Origin of the sequence: Pontibacter sp. BAB1700, from assembly GCF_000277005.1 — a bacterium.
Lineage (GTDB): Bacteria > Bacteroidota > Bacteroidia > Cytophagales > Hymenobacteraceae > Pontibacter > Pontibacter lucknowensis.
On record NZ_AKIS01000111.1, the window covers coordinates 21,928 to 37,752 of the forward strand.

A 15,825-nucleotide genomic window follows, 5' to 3' on the forward strand; every position below is an offset into this window, starting at 1 on the left:
ATGGGCTATACCTTCCGACTTTCTGCCCCGTAATAACGGAAATGAAAGCGATGCTGCTATACTTTCTTTTCAGCTTATACCTGAGTCAGGGTGTGGCGCAAAACCTGGTGCGGAACCCCAGCCTAGAGGAAATTAAAGGCGGCATCATTGGTTTCAGGGGCGTGAGCGGTACACCTGATATAGCGTCCGTTGAAGGTAAAGTGATCATGTATCCGCCTTACTTCAATGCATATCGCTCCGAAACGCCCAGCAGACAGTTAACGAACATCGCTTTCGGAGAGGTTTGCCTGTGCCAGTGGTTCAGCTATGGTGCCAGCGAACTGACGCAGGCAGAACTGACTCGCCCACTCCAGAAGAACAAAGAATACCTGGTCTCGCTCTATACCATCAAAGCCTCTACCATAGAGCCGCCCATCAGTGAGATCACCGTGCACTTCACCGGCAGGCCAATACGATCAACCCGCCAGGTATACGGCCTCAAAGAGCATCCGCTCACCGGGGTCAGTATACCCTACCTGTCCTTGAAAGCCAATTCGGCTGGCCCGCTGGCGTCGCGGCAGGTATGGACAAAAGTTAGCACCGTTTACAAGGCCAAAGGAGGGGAGCGCTTTCTTGTTATCGGCAACTTTATGGAAGCTAATGCAGCGGCACTCCAATCCATGAACCCCGAAGAGGAGCAGGAAGAGAAAGGCAGCAAGACCAAAGGCACCTACTACTGCTACGACAACATTATTGTGGTGCTGCGGTCTGGAGCAGAGCAAGAAGAAGCACCCTCCACAACTGCTGCAACCGCCAGCAGCAGACAGCCTGCCCCTTTTACCATTGGCGAAACCATCACCCTCGAAGACATTAATTTCGCTTCGGGTGATCATCACATACTGTCTGTCGCCTACCCCATGCTCGATTCGCTGGCGGCTTTTATGAGAGAGGAGCAGGAGACGGTGGTGCGCATTACAGGGCATACTGATGACGTTGGTTCAGAAGAGGATAACCTGGCGCTTTCGGTGCGCAGAACGGAGGCTGTCAGGGAGTACCTGACAAACAGCGGCATTGCGGAAGACAGGATCTCGACAGAAGGGTTTGGTGAAAACATGCCAAAAGTAACCAACGACACCGATGAGAACCGGGCCCTAAACAGGCGGGTGGAAATTAAGATATCTCAAAAGTAGAGACAGAGGCAGTAGTGCATCACCTTGTGCAACGACGTGCAGCTCTGGTAGTTTCGTAGCTACCGTAGCTACTATCTTTCTCCCATAAACCTATCAAACCCGGTGCGCAACTGCGCATTTCTCCCCATCTTTCCTTAATTTGCCTCTTTCACTAAGCCACATAAACTATGAGTCATAAAGAAAGACTGGCTGCTATACGCCAGCAGATGAAAGAGCAGGGGCTGAGCGCCTACATCATTCCTTCCGCCGATCCGCACATCAGCGAATACCTGCCTGACCGCTACAAGTGCATTTACTTTGCGTCCGGCTTTACAGGCTCGGCAGGCACCCTGGTGATCACCCAGGATTTTGCCGGCCTCTGGACCGATGCACGCTACTTTGTGCAGGCCAAAGACCAACTGGCAGGCAGCGGCTTTGAGCTCGTGAAGCTGCAGGCGCAGCAAGCACCCGAATATATTGGCTGGCTGGCCGACCGTTTGGAGCAGGGTGAAGTAGTGGCTTATGATGCGAAGCTAATCTCAGTTGGTTTGGCAGAGCTGCTGGAGCAGGAGTTGACCCCACTCGGTATAGAGATGGCCACGGACCGCGACCTGCTGGATGCCATTTGGGAGGACCGCCCCGAGCTGCCAACTGCCTCCGCCTACCTGATAGGAGAGGAGACTACCGGTCAGTCAACAACTTCAAAACTGGAAGCACTGCGCAAAGCCCTCAAAAAGCAAAGAGCCGACTTCCACCTGATCTCGTCCCTCGACGATATGGCCTGGCTTTTCAACATACGCGGCTCCGACGTGAAGTGTAACCCGGTCGTGCTGAGCTTTGCACTGATCAGTCAGGACAATGCTGTTTTGTTTATAGACCAGGCAAAACTGAGAGAAACAGATAAGAAACAACTGATGGCCGACGGTGTGGAGCTGCAGCCATACGAGATGGTGGATCGCCTGCTTGCCGAACTGCCAGCCAGCTCTTCCATCCTGATCGACCCGAAACGCAATTGCTATGCCCTGTACAAGCAACTGCCAGCTGAGGTGCGCGTGATCCAAACCACCAACCCGACTACCTTCTTAAAGGCCATCAAAAATGAAGTGGAGGTAGAGAACACCCGCAAAACGATGGTGAAAGACGGTGTGGCCTTGACCCGCTTTTTCAAATGGCTGGAAGAGAATTTGGGCAAAGAAACCATCACTGAGCTATCAGTTGCCGATAAGGTGCTGGAGTTTAGGGCAGAACAAGAGGGTTTTGTTGGCGAAAGCTTCGATACCATTGCCGGCTACAAAGCGCATGGTGCCCTGCCGCATTATAAAGCCACACCGGAGAGTGACGTGGAACTGAAGGCCGACGGTCTATTCCTGCTTGACTCCGGCGGACAGTATACGACGGGTACTACCGATATCACCCGTGTAGTTTCATTGGGCAACCTCACCGAAGAAGAAAAGATTGACTATACCCTGGTGCTGAAAGGCATGATCGACGGCGCCACTGCCCGCTTCCCAAAAGGCACGCGCGGCTACCAGATCGATGCCATCACCCGCAAACCCCTCTGGGACTATGCCCGCAACTACGGTCACGGCACCGGCCACGGCGTTGGCTTCTTCCTGAACGTGCACGAAGGCCCGCATGTATTCAATCCGTCGCCTACGCCAGTTGATATCGAGCTGGGCATGATCACCTCGGTAGAGCCGGGGCTTTACCGTCCGAATCAGTACGGCATCCGCATCGAGAACCTTGTACTAACTATACCTGACGAGGCCAATGACTTTGGCGAGTTCTATACCTTCGAGCACCTGACTTTAGCGCTGATCGACACGGCTCCGGTGAAAAAAGAGCTGTTGGATGAGCACCAGATCAAGTGGCTGAACGACTACAACCAACTTGTGGTAGACAAGCTCGGACCGCAGCTAACAGAGGAAGAGTTGAACTGGCTGCAGGAAAAGGCAAAAGCGATTTAATTGTTGATTGCTAATTTTTAAACCAGCTATATCTGTGCAAGGTATAGCCGGTTTTTTTACGCTTATCACTTTCCTCCATTTTCTAGTATATTTGTAAAACACCTGTACCACCATGAAACAAACCACCAGCACCATCCTCATGATCGAGCCGACGGGCTTTGCTTATAACCCGGAAGCAGCTGAAACCAATAGCTTTCAGAGAGAGCTGCAGGACTTCACACCCGGACAGGTGCAAGACATCGCTCTGCTGGAATTTAAAAATGCTGTAACGGAGCTACGAAATCTAGGCGTGGAGGTAATCACGATTCGTGACCCTGAAAACGCAGGTACACCTGACTCTGTTTTTCCAAACAACTGGTTCTCTACCCACGCAGAAGGGCAGCTGGTAACATACCCAATGGCATCGGCCAGCAGACGAAACGAACGACGCGAGGAGGTCATTGAGCAGATCAAGCATGCCTGCCAGTGTGGGGAGCATGTGATGCTGGAGTTTTTTGAAGAACAGGAAACACCTGTGTTCCTCGAGGGGACGGGTAGCCTGGTGCTCGACCGTGTGAACAAAATAGCCTATGCCGCGGTGTCGCCTCGCACGAGCCTGGTGGCGCTGCAGCATTTCTGCGACAAGCTGGGTTACGAAGCGGTTACTTTTGAAGCCTACGGACCGGCTGGCGAACTGATCTATCATACCAATGTGATGATGTGTGTGGGTGATACTTATGCGGTGGTGGCCCTGGATGTGGTGGACGAGCAGGACCGCGAGAAGCTATATACCAGCCTGAGCGGCAGCGGCAAAGAGATCATCAAGATCAGCAAAGAGCAGACTCACCAGCACTTCGCCGGCAACATGCTGCAGGTGGAGAACCAGCAGGGAGAGCGCATTCTGGTAATGTCGAAAGCAGCTTACGAAAGCCTGACCCAGCAGCAGTTGGAGCGTATGCAAGCCCATAACGAGCACAACCTATACCTGCCCATCCACATGATCGAAAAGGCAGGAGGTGGCAGTATCCGGTGCATGATCGCAGAGCTGTTCCGTAAGCGATAATTTTTCCGCTGCACCATACCCTATACCTGCCACCGTATACCTAGCTTTGCGGTTTCATTTATACCTGAGCCTGCATGAGCAGCATCATCTTACTTTTTCTTTGCCTGATTGTGGGGGTGTTATTGCGCCGTGTGCCTGCTTTTCCGAGCACGTCGCCGGTGGTGCTCAACCAGTTTATTATTCATATTTCGCTTCCGGCACTGGCGTTGTACGCTATACCTGAGGTGGAACTGGATAGTACGGTTTTGCTACCTGTGGGCGTGGCCTGGATCTGTTTTGGGGCGGCTGCGGCCTTCTTTTATACCTTGGGCAGGATCTATGGCTGGTCTAAGAAGCTGATCGGTTGCCTGATTCTTACTGCCGGACTTGGCAACACTTCTTTTGTTGGCTTCCCGATCATCGAGGCGCTCTATGGCAAACAGGGGTTGCAGACGGCCATTCTCGTCGACTTGCCCGGTACCTTCGTGGTGGTTTCGACGCTAGGGATAGCCCTGGCTGCCTACTTCTCCAAGGGACAGCCGGACTTCAAAGCCATCGGCCTTAAAATACTGACTTTCCCGCCATTTCTGGTATTTGTGATCGCCTTTGCCATGAACGTGGCCAACCTGCATTTTTCAGATGACCTGAAAGATGTTTTCAACCGCCTTGGCAGCACGGTAACGCCGCTGGCACTGGTGAGCGTGGGCATGCAGCTGCGGATTGAGCGCAAGAGCAAGCACTGGCGGTTCTTGGCTTTAGGCCTTGCTTTTCAGCTAATATTGGCGCCGCTACTGATCTACGTGCTCTACGCATTGGTGCTCGGCATGCGCGGCCCGGTGGTACAGGTGAGTATACTGGAAGCAGGTATGGCACCCATGATCACGGCTTCTATCGTGGCTATTTCTTACGGCCTCAAACCCCGGCTGGCCTCTATGATGGTGGGCTTCGGGATACCACTTTCCTTTATCACGCTGGCCGTCTGGTACCTGATCGTGCAGGGGCTGTAGGTATAAGCTTTAGCTATTCCTGAAGTTTTCTCGTTATTTTACAAGTATAAACACACGGCCGACAGGTATAGACCACGGCCATTTCAGATTATGACACAACACACATCCGACGGCATCCGCTTAAACAAGTTCATTAGCGACGCAGGCATCTGTTCCCGTCGCGAAGCCGATAAACTGATAGAGCAGGGGAGGGTACTGGTGAATGGCAAGCCGCCCGAAGTCGGAGCCAGAATTAAAGGCAAAGACAAAATTCAGGTAGACGGCAAGACGCTGCAATGGAACCAGGTGGCACCCGTATACCTGGCGCTCAACAAACCGGCAGGTATAGAGACAACCACCGACCTTTCCCAGCGCGACAACATTATCCGCTTTGTCAATTACCCGGAGCGCATCTTCCCGATCGGTCGCCTCGACAAAGACTCGGAAGGCCTGATCTTTTTGACCAATGACGGCGACATCGTGAACAAGATTCTTCGGGCCGGTAACAAACACGAGAAAGAATACATTGTGACGGTGGACAAGCCGATCAATGAGGATTTTGTGCAGAAGATGAGCAGTGGCGTGTCGATACTTGGCGTGAATACGAAGAAATGCTTTGTAGAGCAGTTGGGACCGAACAAGTTTCGCATCATCCTGACGCAAGGGATGAACCGCCAGATCCGCCGTATGACAGAGGCATTGGGCTACGAAGTGCAGACCCTGCAGCGTGTCCGCATTATGAATATTACCCTGGCAAAGCTCCCGCTAGGCCAGTGGCGAGAGCTCACCGAAAGCGAGATCGACATGTTGCAAAGCATGGTGGCTGATTCCGTGATGACAGAGGAAGGTTCCATTGGAAAGAAAAAGGCAGCATCCAGCCAGTCGCAAACTTCACAGCCAGCTCGCAAGAAAGCATCTTCGGGTAGCAGACCGCCACGAAAAGAAGGCGGCGCGGACAAGAAAAGCAGTTTCGGAGCAAGCGACTCCAAAAGTGGAAGAGGCCAGCGGGGTGCCTCCAAAGGGCCGGGGGCTAAGAAGTCAGGAGGGAAGAGCAGTGCAGGTTCCAGAGGGGCCAGCAGAAACACCCCGGCTGCCAAGGGCGGCGGACGAAAGAGACGTTAGGCTACTGGCTATCATGACAAGCCGGTGCATCAGGTATAGGTATAAGACCTAACTGATGCACCGGCTTTTTTTATTGAGTTGGTTTTTACTGATTGTCTTCTTCTTCAGCGTCTTCCTCCTCCGGATAGGCGTTCAGTTTGATCTTTTCGATCTGCAGGTAGGTTTTGAACTGATGAATCAGCTTGTCCATCTCCTTTTCTTTTTGTTGCAGGGCGTCTACCTCTTCGTCTGATGTTTGCAGCACCGGGCGCAGACGGCTTAGACTATCTTTCATCTGTGCCACGGCATCTTCTGTATGGTTGATCACGTCCTGGTTTTGCTCAGCAGCCATGGCCAACTGCAACTGGCCGATGTACATTTCCAGAAACTCTACCATATCCCAGGGGTTGTTGGGGCGGTTCCAGGTAAAGGCCGTATTGCAGCGGCGGCACTTGTAGGTGTTGCACTTCCAGCCGTGCTCGTTCGTAGTGGAGCCGGTACGCTTTAGCATATCAGCTTTGTTGCACTTCGGGCACTGGGCATTGTCCTCGATGATGTTGAGCAGACGCTCCCGCTTGTCCATGATAGCGGTGCGGTTGGCGGCATGCGTGATCAGCTGCGTCTCAAGATTCTCGCACGCGGCTGTCATTTGCGTATGTTCCGCGCTGAGTTCGCCCTCCTCCATCAGTCGCGCGGCACGCTTGCTAAAAAAGCGTATCAGTTTGATCAGTTCTCTCTCGTTGGGCTTCAGTGCGGGTTGTTTCATGTATCAGGTGTTTGTTCAAAGTTACAAAATCCGTGGCAAAGCACGAATTGTTCAGTAGTTTAACGCGCCTGCTTCGCTTCCCGGGTGCGCTTGTAGATGCGAATGGCCAGCATCAGCAATGCCGAAAACACCAGCAGACCCACAATGCCCCACACCATGCTCAGCGCACTTTTGAGCACTACTAAAAACACAATGGAGATCAGGAATACCGTGGCTACCTCGTTCCAGATGCGCAGTTGTGTGGAGCTATACTTGATGATGCCGCTCTGCTGTTGCTTGAAAATACTGTGACAAAGGAAATGGTACGCATATAATCCTGCCACGAAGGCCAGTTTCCAGATAAGCCAGCCCGGAAAAGGATCGTAGAGGCCGAGCGTGATTACAATACTAGTACCAAATATAAGCGTAAGTACAGCCGATGGCCAGGTAATGCCATACCAAAGTCGCTTCTGCATGATGCTGAACTGGTTCTGTAAGATACTGCGTTCCGGCTCCGGCTTCTCCTGCGCCTCAGCATAATAGATGAACAGGCGCACGATGTAGAACAGGCCGGCAAACCAGGTAACTACAAAAATAATATGCAGGGCTTTGAGGTATAAAAAGGACATAGACCGTTAGGTGCTGTTTCGGCAAAGGTACATAAAAACAAAAGTCCAGCATACCTTGCGGTACCCGGACTTTGCTCTTCGGTCTGAATAATCAAAAAATCAATCCTATCAAATCAGCTTAAACAGACTTACTAAAAACCGGCACCGTCATCTTTCCAGCCCATAGTCGGGCATCCAGGCACATGGCAATGTTACGCACAAAAGGCTTGCCCGCTGGCAGCACCTGTATGTCCTGGTTGCTGTACTCTACCAGCCCGTCGTCTGCCAAGGGTTGCAGGCGCATTAGCGCATCCACAAAATAAGGCAGTTCCTCAGGCTCCCAGCTCGTGTAGTCGCGACACATCAGGTTTTGGATGTGGGTGCGCAGCAGCATGTCCTCGCTGGTCAGTTCGTGACCTTTGAAGATCGGTAGATGACCAGTCAGCACGACTTCTTCGTAGGCTTCTACTTCTTTGATGTTCTGCATAAAGGCCGTGCCTGTGTCAGAGATGCTGGAGCAGCCCAAGCCGATCAGGAGTTGCGTATGACGCGGGGTATAGCCCATGAAATTGCGGTGCAGCGTGCCATTGGCTGACGCGATGCACAGCTCGTCTTCCGGCAGGGCGAAGTGGTCCATGCCAGTTTCAATGTAACCCGCCTCTTCCAGCATGGTTCTGCCCAGTTCATATAAACCACGCTTTACCTCTGGTGCAGGCAGGTCAGCCTCTGAGTAGCGGCGCTGGCCTTTGCTCTTCCAAGGCACGTGAGCGTAACTGTAGAAGGCTATACGCTCAGGGCGCAGCTCTTTCACTTTCTCAATAGTATGGCGCACGCTGTTTGCGGTCTGGTGCGGCAGTCCGTAAATAATGTCGCCGTTGATGGAGGTATAGCCGATTTCGCGGGCTATGTCAAATATCTCTTTCGTCTTTTCAAAGGTCTGGATGCGGTTGATGATCAGCTGCACGTAAGGGTCGAAGTCCTGTATACCCACACTCAGCCTGCGGAAGCCCAGGTCGTACAGTACCTGCAGCTGCTCACGGTTTGTCGCGTTCGGGTGCACTTCGATGCTGAAAGCTGCATTTGGCGTAGTCTCGGTTTTTTCGAGCAATCGCTCCAGCAGGTTCTTCAGGTTGGCTGCACTGAAGAAAGTCGGGGTGCCGCCACCCAGGTGCAGTTCCGTGATGCGTGGTTTTTCATCGAACAGTTCCAGATACTGATCCCACTCTTTCAGCAGGGCTTCAAGGTATGGCGACTCTACTGCGTGGTTTTTGGTAATGCGCTTGTTACAGCCGCAATACGTACACAAAGCCTCGCAAAAAGGGAGGTGCAGGTATAGACTGATACCTTCTTTCTTATTGGTGGCCCGGAAAGCCTGCTGCACATGGCTCTTCCAACGGGCTTCGGTCAGAGGCTTTTCGTCCCAGAACGGCACAGTAGGGTAGCTGGTATAGCGTGGCGAAGGCACATCGTACTTGGCCAGTAGTTCAGCAGGAGTGACAGCAGTTTTCATAATCGGTTCTTCTAAAATGGTACATCGAAGCAATAGCTGCTTCATTACGGTTACAAAGGTCGGGCATGCAGGTGGCTGAAGAAATGACATTTGTCAGTCAGGGCACTTTTTCTGAACTTTAGGGCAGGGCAAGGGGGTGACATTTGTCATGAAATTGATTTTAGTACTGAAAATGCTGGTGCCATACTTGCTTCCCGATTTGCCCGCTATACCTCTTAATTCAGAATAACATGCTCAATCATATCACCCAGACCACCCTTTTGCTAGACGAGGAGAAGTGCCGCCGGAACATCGCCATGATGGCCGAGAAGGCTGCCCGCAACAACATCCGGCTTCGTCCGCATTTTAAAACGCACCAGTCGGCGCAGGTGGGGGAGTGGTTTCGGGAGGCTGGAACAGAAGCCATCACTGTCTCTTCACTCAAAATGGCACGCTACTTTGCCATGCACGGCTGGAAAGATATCATGGTGGCTATACCTGTGAACATCCGCGATATGGCATTGGTAAACGAACTGGCGGAGAAGATAAAACTACATTTAGTAGCCGTGAACATCGAAACAGTGCAGGCGCTGGCAAAGCACCTACAGCACCCGGTGAATCTATGGCTCAAAATCGACACAGGTTACCGCCGCACGGGCATTCTGCCGCACAGTCATGAAGAACTCGACGCGATTGTGGCACTATTGGAGGAGAGCGAGAGGCTGCAGTTCACAGGCGTGCTCGCTCACGACGGCCATACCTACAAGCAGACCGATGCAGAAGCCATACGGACAATTCATCATACCACGGTCTTTCTCCTGAACCTGGTACGCGACAGGTATAAGGCGCGCTTCCCGGAGCTGCAGGTGTCGATCGGGGATACACCCTCTTGCAGTATTCTTCAAACTATCACTGGCGTTGATGAGATCCGCCCAGGTAACTTTGTGTTCTATGATCTGACGCAACAGCACATTGGTTCCTGCAGTTTCGAGCAGATAGCGGTATGCATGGCCTGCCCGGTGATCGCAAAGCACCCGGAGCGTAACGAGATCATTGTGCACGGCGGCAGTGTGCATTTTTCCAAAGACAGTTTGGTAGGGGCAGATGGCTCGCTGATCTTCGGACGCGTGGTGGAACTGACGGAAAACAGCTGGTCAGAACCCTTGGAAGGTATAGAACTAGTGTCCCTTTCTCAAGAGCATGGTACCATACGAGCCAGCAAGGAACTCTTCGACAAGTATAAAATAGGCGACCTGATGGGAATTCTCCCAATCCATTCCTGCCTCACTGCTGACGCGATGGGAAACTACACGACCCTCGATGGCAAGCGACTGGAGCATCTGTCAGGTATAGCGAAGTAGTGCTGTCATTTTTAAGAATTCTTGCATCTGCAATTAGCCTGAAAGGTATATCTTTGCTTTCCCTCAGGCAGCTATGAGTACAGTCAAAACTCCTAATCCGATCAAGGCCATCCGGACGCCCAAGGCTACACTAGCCCCAAAGGCTCCCCGTGCTGCGCCCAAACGCAAGAAGCCCAAAAAGAAGCAGTCCAAGCTGCCTTTCTGGATCGGGCTGGGCGTGGTCGCAGCTATCGGTTTACTGGTACTTTATGTGGAGTTCTTCACTGAAAAGAAGCAGCCTGTCTGGCCGGAAGGGCATAGTCCGCTTGGCAATACGATCTTGGGTATAGATGTGTCCAAGTACCAGCGCAAGATCAACTGGGAGAAGGTGCGCGACAATGACGTGACCTTTGCTTTTATCAAGGCCACTGAAGGTGTGAAGCTGAAAGACAGTCACTATGAGCGAAACTGGGAGGGCACGCAGGAGGTGGGCATCATCCGGGGAGCTTACCATTTTTACCGTCCCAGCGTCTCGCCTGAGGAGCAGGCCCGCAACTTCATCCAAACGGTGGTACTGCAGCCTGGTGATCTGCCGCCCGTGCTGGATGTGGAGGTTCGCGGCAAGCAGCCGCTCAACCACTTCCGGGGCGACATCAAAGAGTGGCTGGTACACGTGGAGCGGGCCTATGGCGTGAAGCCGATCATCTACACCGGCTACAGTTTCTACAAAGACTATCTCGAAGGCTATTTTGACGAATACACACTCTGGATCGCGCACTACAACGTGAAAGAGCTGAAGATGCAGCGCACGGACCGGGCATTGCTATCGTTCTGGCAGCACACCGACCGTGGCGTGATAGAAGGTATACGGGGGCCGGTAGACTGCAATATCTTCTACGGCACCAGGAAGGACATTCTCAAACTTTGTATTCAGCCAAAAGAAACCACAGAAACAGCAAAGGCGCAACGATAAGCTGCGCCTTTGCTGTTTTTTTATGATTGCTATGCTGGTCTACCAGTCGTGGCTCCAGCGGTTTTGAGCTGTATTAAACTCACGTGGGCGACGGTCATCGCGGTCTCGGTCACGGTCTCTGCGACCTTGGCTACCAGAAGACCGGTTTCCTGGCTGCATGAAGCCGCTCGAGCCATAGTCGCCTTCGCCATATCGGCTGCGGGTTTCGCGGTTGTAGCCGCTGCCCATGTAGTTGCCCTGATCATCGCCATAGTTGGAGCTGTAGTAGTCGTCACGTTCAAAGTCGTAGCGGCCCTGGCCACTGCTGCCTTCAAAGCGGCGCGATACTTCGTTGCCGTACAGGTCTTCGCGGTCGGAGCCATACCTGTTGTGGCGGCTGTAATCACGGCCTTCCTCGCGGTAGCCACGGTTACCCATTGATCCTCTGCCTTCACTGCCATACCTGCGCTGAGATCCCATGCCGCTGTCAAACGGATGGTCAGAATCGTGGCGGCCGCCTCTGCTGTCGCCGAAGCCCTGGGCACCGCCATAGCTGCCCATGTTGCCGTAGTTGCGGGATGAGCTGTAGGTATCGTTGTCGGTGATGTTTCTTCTGGAATAGTTACGCGATCCGCCCCGCTCATTGCCCTGGTTGCCCCAAGTGTCCTGGTAGGTTTCATTGCCATAGCCGCCATGCGCTGCAGAGCCGTAGTCGTCGAAACGGTAGCCGCTGTCCTGCTCAGGATGACGGTAGCGCTCTGAGCGACGTGTATGGAATTCTCTTTCATGACGGTCGTGATCCCGGTCTGATGAATGTCTGTTCATAGTTCTAAGTTTTAGTGTTCTACATCAATACATTATACTTATAAACGAGAGCAACCGTCAACTGTTGGCGAATTTGTGCCTGTACTTATTGGGAGCTGGGCAGCAGACTGGCGGGAAGTATGGTATGAGGGCGAGCACCAGTGTTAACAGGTTTTTGTACCAGCGGCTTGTCCTGTTCCTGAGAGGTATTGTAAGGCTTGTAGCCAAACAGCAAAAAACTGGTAGAAACAGCCACTGAGACCATTGTGATCAAAATGGCCACGTAGCGAATGCCGTCGTAAAAGCTGTGACGCGTGCGCCAGATCGCCAGTCGGAGCGGTTGCAGCACAGGCTGCAGCAGGTGGGCGTGCAGGATGTTGTGTCGCACCCATTGTATGAATTTCTCCTGCCCGATCACCACCACAGAACCCAGTATAAATACATTGACGAGTGAGAACATGGCCATCATCTGTACATACGGATTGGTATACAGATGCCCGTACAGATGCTGACTGTAAGCGATGGCTCCGAGCATCAGCCCGACCATCAGCATGTTAGGCAGACTCAGCAGCCAGTTGTTTTTCGGCTTGTCATCTTTAGGAGTAGGTATATAAGGCACCTTCACCCGGAAAATAGAGTAAACGAGCCCCAGCAGGAAAATCCACCAGGTGCCGGTACGCAGAATACCTCCGAACATGTGGAAGCCCTTTTCATTTTTCTCGTGGTACCAGCGCTGCGCATATTGCCGGATAGCAATGGAGATCAGGAAGAAAGGCGTGAACATAATCAGGAATTCGCCCAAAGACACATACCAGGGAAATTCCGCCATAATCAGTGCCAGGGAAGGAATGAGGAAATCGATCAGGTTGAAAACCCCAAACAGGTAGTAGAGCGGCAGTGTGCCGTAGTGGATGCGCTGCCGCCAGGTGAAGTGTTTGAACAGTTTCGGGTATGTGGTGAAAAGCAATTCAAATGTACCGCGGCTCCATTTTACCTGCTGCTTGTAGTAGGCGGCCAGCGTGCCGGGTACCAGGCCCCGGTTCAGGATCTTGGGTACGTATACTGATTTCCATCCTTTGGCGTGCAGTTGCATGGCCGTGTGCATGTCTTCGGCCAGACCGGCTGCGTGACCACCAATGCTATCGAGGGCGCTGCGGCGGAAAACGCAGTTGGCCCCGATGGCCTGCGCCGTACCGTGTGCGTTCATGCCCATCATCATCGGGCCATAAAAGTTGTAGGTCTGCTCGGCGGCCCCATAAGCCACCAGGCTTTCCTTCTGGTTGTAATAAGCCTGCACACACTGCACATAGCCAATCTCCGGATCTTCAAAATAAGGGAGCACCTCGTCCAGAAACTCCGGCACCGGCACATGGTCCGGGTCCAGAATCAGGCAGATGTCACCGGTGGCCTGTTTCAGGGCGTTGTTGATGTTGCCTGCCTTGGCGTTGATCTTTTTGGTACGGGTCACATGGATCACACCCAGTCGCTCGCATTGCTCCCTCAGGTAAGGATCATCGGCTTCGTCGCACAGGTAAGTGGTATGCGGATAGCGGATGCGCTGAATGGCTTCCAGTGTGTTGATGATCATGTCGTAAGGCTCGCCGGCGCAAAAAGTAGTGAGCACATCTACCTTAAACTTAGTTCGCAGCTTAGGCTTGACTGGTACGCTCACATCAAAATAGTGGTACCATTCGTGCAGGGTGCGCAACAGTTTAAAGCCGAGTGCAGTGGTCAGAAGTATATAGAGCGGCAGGTAGCCGATATGGTCTGCGTCGATGAACCAGTACAGGAACAGCACCATGGTGATCAGGCCCATCACGATCATGAGCCGGATGGTCAGGACATCCTTCGGCTTGGGGACAACACCGGGAATGGAAGTATGCTGTACTTTAGGGTTACTGGCAGGAATGTTATACATCAGCGAACGGGAACGTGTATTTTTTTAGGATAGCTTAATTTTTATGCACTTGCTGTTTTGCCTGTTTTGTGATTATCTGGTACAATAACATCTGTGGTTTATACTCGTATTATCCTCAAAAGTTCCATTGCTTTACCCTGTACTTTATCACTTACGCCTTACTTTCTTGACTTTATGCTGACCAGCTATATGGTTTATTCTATCCGTTTTAGTACAATTGTTGTCTTTTGCTTGTTTGTTTTAAGTTCTTGTGCTTTTATAACATCTGATGATCAACAGTATAACAAACTGGGGCGCACTGTAGAAGTCGTGAAGGAGGGGGAGAAGTATACTCTGTACCGGAACGGCAAACCCTACTTTATAAAGGGAGCCGCCGGATACGAGCATTTTGACAAGGTAGCTGCATACGGTGGCAACTCTATCCGTGTGTGGCACACGGAGGATGCGCAGCGTATTCTGGACGAAGCGCATGAACAGGGGCTGACCGTTATGCTGGGGCTCTGGATGGAGCGTGAGCGGGAAGGCTTCAACTACTACGACAAAGAAGATGTAGCTGCCCAGAAGGAGCGTCTGCGCCAGGAAGTGCTTAAGTACAAGGACCATCCGGCCCTGCTGATGTGGGTGGTAGGTAACGAGCTGTATGCCGAGGGCTCCAATGTGAAGGTATGGGATGCGGTGAACGGCGTGGCGGAGATGATCCATGAAATAGATCCGAACCACCCGACGACCACTACTGTCATGAACGTGCCAAAGCAGGTTGTCAACCTGATCAAGCGACGCTGCCCTGCCATCGATATTCTCTCTATCAACTCCTTCGGAGCCCTGAACGACCTGCCTGCTGAAATCCGGGAAACCAACTGGAGCGGTCCTTATGTGATAGCCGAGTTTGGAGGCAGAGGTTACTGGGAGACTTACACGACCTGGTGGTATGCTCCGATTGAGCAGACCAGTTCCGAGAAAGCCGCCTTTGCCCGCGAAAGGTATGAGAAGACCGTGCTGGCTGACCCTGACCGCTGCCTGGGTGCCTATGCTTTTATATGGGGCTACAAGTATGAAACCACCCCGACCTGGTTCAGCATCATGACCGAGACCGGCGAAGAAACGGAGCTGGCACAGGTAATGCGGGAGATCTGGAGCGGGAAGCGGGATTTTAACCGGGCTCCGCACATCGCCTATCTCTCGCTCAAAGATATCTTTCCAACGGACCAGGTATACCTGCAGCCCGGTGAATTGTCCTCAGCAGCAGTGTTCACTACCGACCCTGACGGCGATAGTCTGCAAGTGCAGTGGGAGCTGCTGCCCGAAACGGTAAGTGAAGACGGCAACGCCATCAAAGAACAAAAGCCTGACGCTATACCTGATGCGATCCAGAAAACAAATGGCAAAAACGTCACGCTCAAAGCCCCGCAGCGTGACGGGGCCTACCGACTCTATGCCTATGTCTATGACGGGCAGGGAAACGTTGCTACGGCCAACTTTCCTTTCTATGTGAAAGCTGGCAATACCTTCAGTTCAGCATTGGATTTCTATTGATGTATTCCAGGTTTTATCCAAATTAAATTTTGCCTTTCAAGGGAAAATTGTGACTATACCTTACCTGATTGTTTATTTAGTCAGTGCTACAACTAATTCAGTGCTTTATCAGTAAACCACTTACCTCAGTTTTAGATTAAGGAGTAGTACAATTTAGACTGTTTCTGACAGAGGCAGTCTTCAGGCAATGCTGTCTCCTGCTGAAGATTACAT

The 15,825-nt window shown here is 52.3% G+C and carries 13 protein-coding genes; 8 read left to right on the forward strand and 5 right to left on the reverse strand.

Annotated features, from left to right (window positions below; translation table 11 throughout):
* The first annotated feature begins 41 nt into the window (after nt 1–41).
* From O71_RS13440 to rluF, 5 genes are all read left to right on the forward strand, one after another.
* Nucleotides 42–1,169: an OmpA family protein gene (locus O71_RS13440; RefSeq protein ID WP_007657656.1), complete on the forward strand. Its 1,128-nt coding sequence runs from the start codon at nt 42–44 to the stop codon at nt 1,167–1,169.
* Between the two features lie 167 nt (nt 1,170–1,336).
* The gene (locus O71_RS13445) at nt 1,337–3,115 is read left to right on the forward strand and encodes an aminopeptidase P family protein (protein WP_007657657.1); all 1,779 of its coding nucleotides are present in this window, start codon (nt 1,337–1,339) and stop codon (nt 3,113–3,115) included.
* A 112-nt stretch (nt 3,116–3,227) separates the two neighbouring features.
* Nucleotides 3,228–4,157, forward strand: coding sequence for a citrulline utilization hydrolase CtlX (ctlX, locus tag O71_RS13450; protein ID WP_007657659.1), 930 nt, complete (start codon nt 3,228–3,230; stop codon nt 4,155–4,157).
* A gap of 74 nt (nt 4,158–4,231) precedes the next feature.
* The gene (locus tag O71_RS13455; protein ID WP_007657661.1) at nt 4,232–5,143 is read left to right on the forward strand and encodes an AEC family transporter; all 912 of its coding nucleotides are present in this window, start codon (nt 4,232–4,234) and stop codon (nt 5,141–5,143) included.
* A gap of 90 nt (nt 5,144–5,233) precedes the next feature.
* Complete coding sequence (gene rluF, locus O71_RS13460; RefSeq protein WP_007657663.1) at nt 5,234–6,244, forward strand: 23S rRNA pseudouridine(2604) synthase RluF; 1,011 nt, start codon at nt 5,234–5,236, stop codon at nt 6,242–6,244.
* Nucleotides 6,245–6,329: 85 nt separating this feature from the next.
* On the opposite strand, the gene O71_RS13465 is transcribed toward rluF, so the two are convergent.
* The 3 genes from O71_RS13465 to hemN form a co-directional block, all read right to left on the reverse strand.
* Nucleotides 6,330–6,989, reverse strand: a complete 660-nt coding sequence (locus O71_RS13465) for a hypothetical protein (protein ID WP_007657665.1) — start codon at nt 6,987–6,989, stop codon at nt 6,330–6,332.
* A gap of 59 nt (nt 6,990–7,048) precedes the next feature.
* A complete protein-coding gene (locus O71_RS13470; RefSeq protein WP_007657666.1) occupies nt 7,049–7,597 on the reverse strand; it encodes a CopD family protein in 549 nt (182 codons plus the stop codon).
* Nucleotides 7,598–7,715: 118 nt separating this feature from the next.
* Nucleotides 7,716–9,086 carry an oxygen-independent coproporphyrinogen III oxidase gene (gene hemN, locus O71_RS13475; protein WP_007657669.1) on the reverse strand — a complete coding sequence of 457 codons (1,371 nt, stop codon included), beginning with the start codon at nt 9,084–9,086 and terminating at the stop codon, nt 7,716–7,718.
* Between the two features lie 230 nt (nt 9,087–9,316).
* On the opposite strand from hemN, the gene O71_RS13480 reads away from it, so the two are divergent.
* Together O71_RS13480 and O71_RS13485 are read left to right on the forward strand one after the other, a co-directional pair.
* The gene (locus tag O71_RS13480; RefSeq protein WP_007657670.1) at nt 9,317–10,426 is read left to right on the forward strand and encodes an alanine racemase; all 1,110 of its coding nucleotides are present in this window, start codon (nt 9,317–9,319) and stop codon (nt 10,424–10,426) included.
* 73 nt (nt 10,427–10,499) lie between these two features.
* Nucleotides 10,500–11,378 carry a glycoside hydrolase family 25 protein gene (locus O71_RS13485; protein ID WP_007657676.1) on the forward strand — a complete coding sequence of 293 codons (879 nt, stop codon included), beginning with the start codon at nt 10,500–10,502 and terminating at the stop codon, nt 11,376–11,378.
* 39 nt (nt 11,379–11,417) lie between these two features.
* On the opposite strand, the gene O71_RS13490 is transcribed toward O71_RS13485, so the two are convergent.
* Both O71_RS13490 and O71_RS13495 read right to left on the reverse strand, forming a co-directional pair.
* A complete protein-coding gene (locus tag O71_RS13490) occupies nt 11,418–12,182 on the reverse strand; it encodes a hypothetical protein (RefSeq protein ID WP_007657677.1) in 765 nt (254 codons plus the stop codon).
* Nucleotides 12,183–12,267: 85 nt separating this feature from the next.
* Nucleotides 12,268–14,079 (reverse strand): glycosyltransferase family 2 protein, encoded by a 1,812-nt coding sequence (locus O71_RS13495; RefSeq protein ID WP_007657678.1) that lies wholly within the window; start codon nt 14,077–14,079, stop codon nt 12,268–12,270.
* Nucleotides 14,080–14,388: 309 nt separating this feature from the next.
* Here O71_RS13495 and O71_RS13500 point away from each other — a divergent pair, with 309 nt between their 5' ends.
* Complete coding sequence (locus tag O71_RS13500) at nt 14,389–15,612, forward strand: glycoside hydrolase family 2 TIM barrel-domain containing protein (RefSeq protein WP_007657679.1); 1,224 nt, start codon at nt 14,389–14,391, stop codon at nt 15,610–15,612.
* The last annotated feature ends 213 nt before the right edge of the window (nt 15,613–15,825 follow it).

What these genes read in the sequence shown, in the direction of transcription:
- O71_RS13440 (WP_007657656.1), top strand. Translation starts at nt 42, where the DNA reads ATGAAAGCGATGCTGCTATACTTTCTTTTCAGCTTATACCTGAGTCAG.
- O71_RS13445 (WP_007657657.1), top strand. Translation starts at nt 1,337, where the DNA reads ATGAGTCATAAAGAAAGACTGGCTGCTATACGCCAGCAGATGAAAGAG.
- ctlX (WP_007657659.1), top strand. Translation starts at nt 3,228, where the DNA reads ATGAAACAAACCACCAGCACCATCCTCATGATCGAGCCGACGGGCTTT.
- O71_RS13455 (WP_007657661.1), top strand. Translation starts at nt 4,232, where the DNA reads ATGAGCAGCATCATCTTACTTTTTCTTTGCCTGATTGTGGGGGTGTTA.
- rluF (WP_007657663.1), top strand. Translation starts at nt 5,234, where the DNA reads ATGACACAACACACATCCGACGGCATCCGCTTAAACAAGTTCATTAGC.
- O71_RS13465 (WP_007657665.1), bottom strand. Translation starts at nt 6,989, where the DNA reads ATGAAACAACCCGCACTGAAGCCCAACGAGAGAGAACTGATCAAACTG.
- O71_RS13470 (WP_007657666.1), bottom strand. Translation starts at nt 7,597, where the DNA reads ATGTCCTTTTTATACCTCAAAGCCCTGCATATTATTTTTGTAGTTACC.
- hemN (WP_007657669.1), bottom strand. Translation starts at nt 9,086, where the DNA reads ATGAAAACTGCTGTCACTCCTGCTGAACTACTGGCCAAGTACGATGTG.
- O71_RS13480 (WP_007657670.1), top strand. Translation starts at nt 9,317, where the DNA reads ATGCTCAATCATATCACCCAGACCACCCTTTTGCTAGACGAGGAGAAG.
- O71_RS13485 (WP_007657676.1), top strand. Translation starts at nt 10,500, where the DNA reads ATGAGTACAGTCAAAACTCCTAATCCGATCAAGGCCATCCGGACGCCC.
- O71_RS13490 (WP_007657677.1), bottom strand. Translation starts at nt 12,182, where the DNA reads ATGAACAGACATTCATCAGACCGGGATCACGACCGTCATGAAAGAGAA.
- O71_RS13495 (WP_007657678.1), bottom strand. Translation starts at nt 14,079, where the DNA reads ATGTATAACATTCCTGCCAGTAACCCTAAAGTACAGCATACTTCCATT.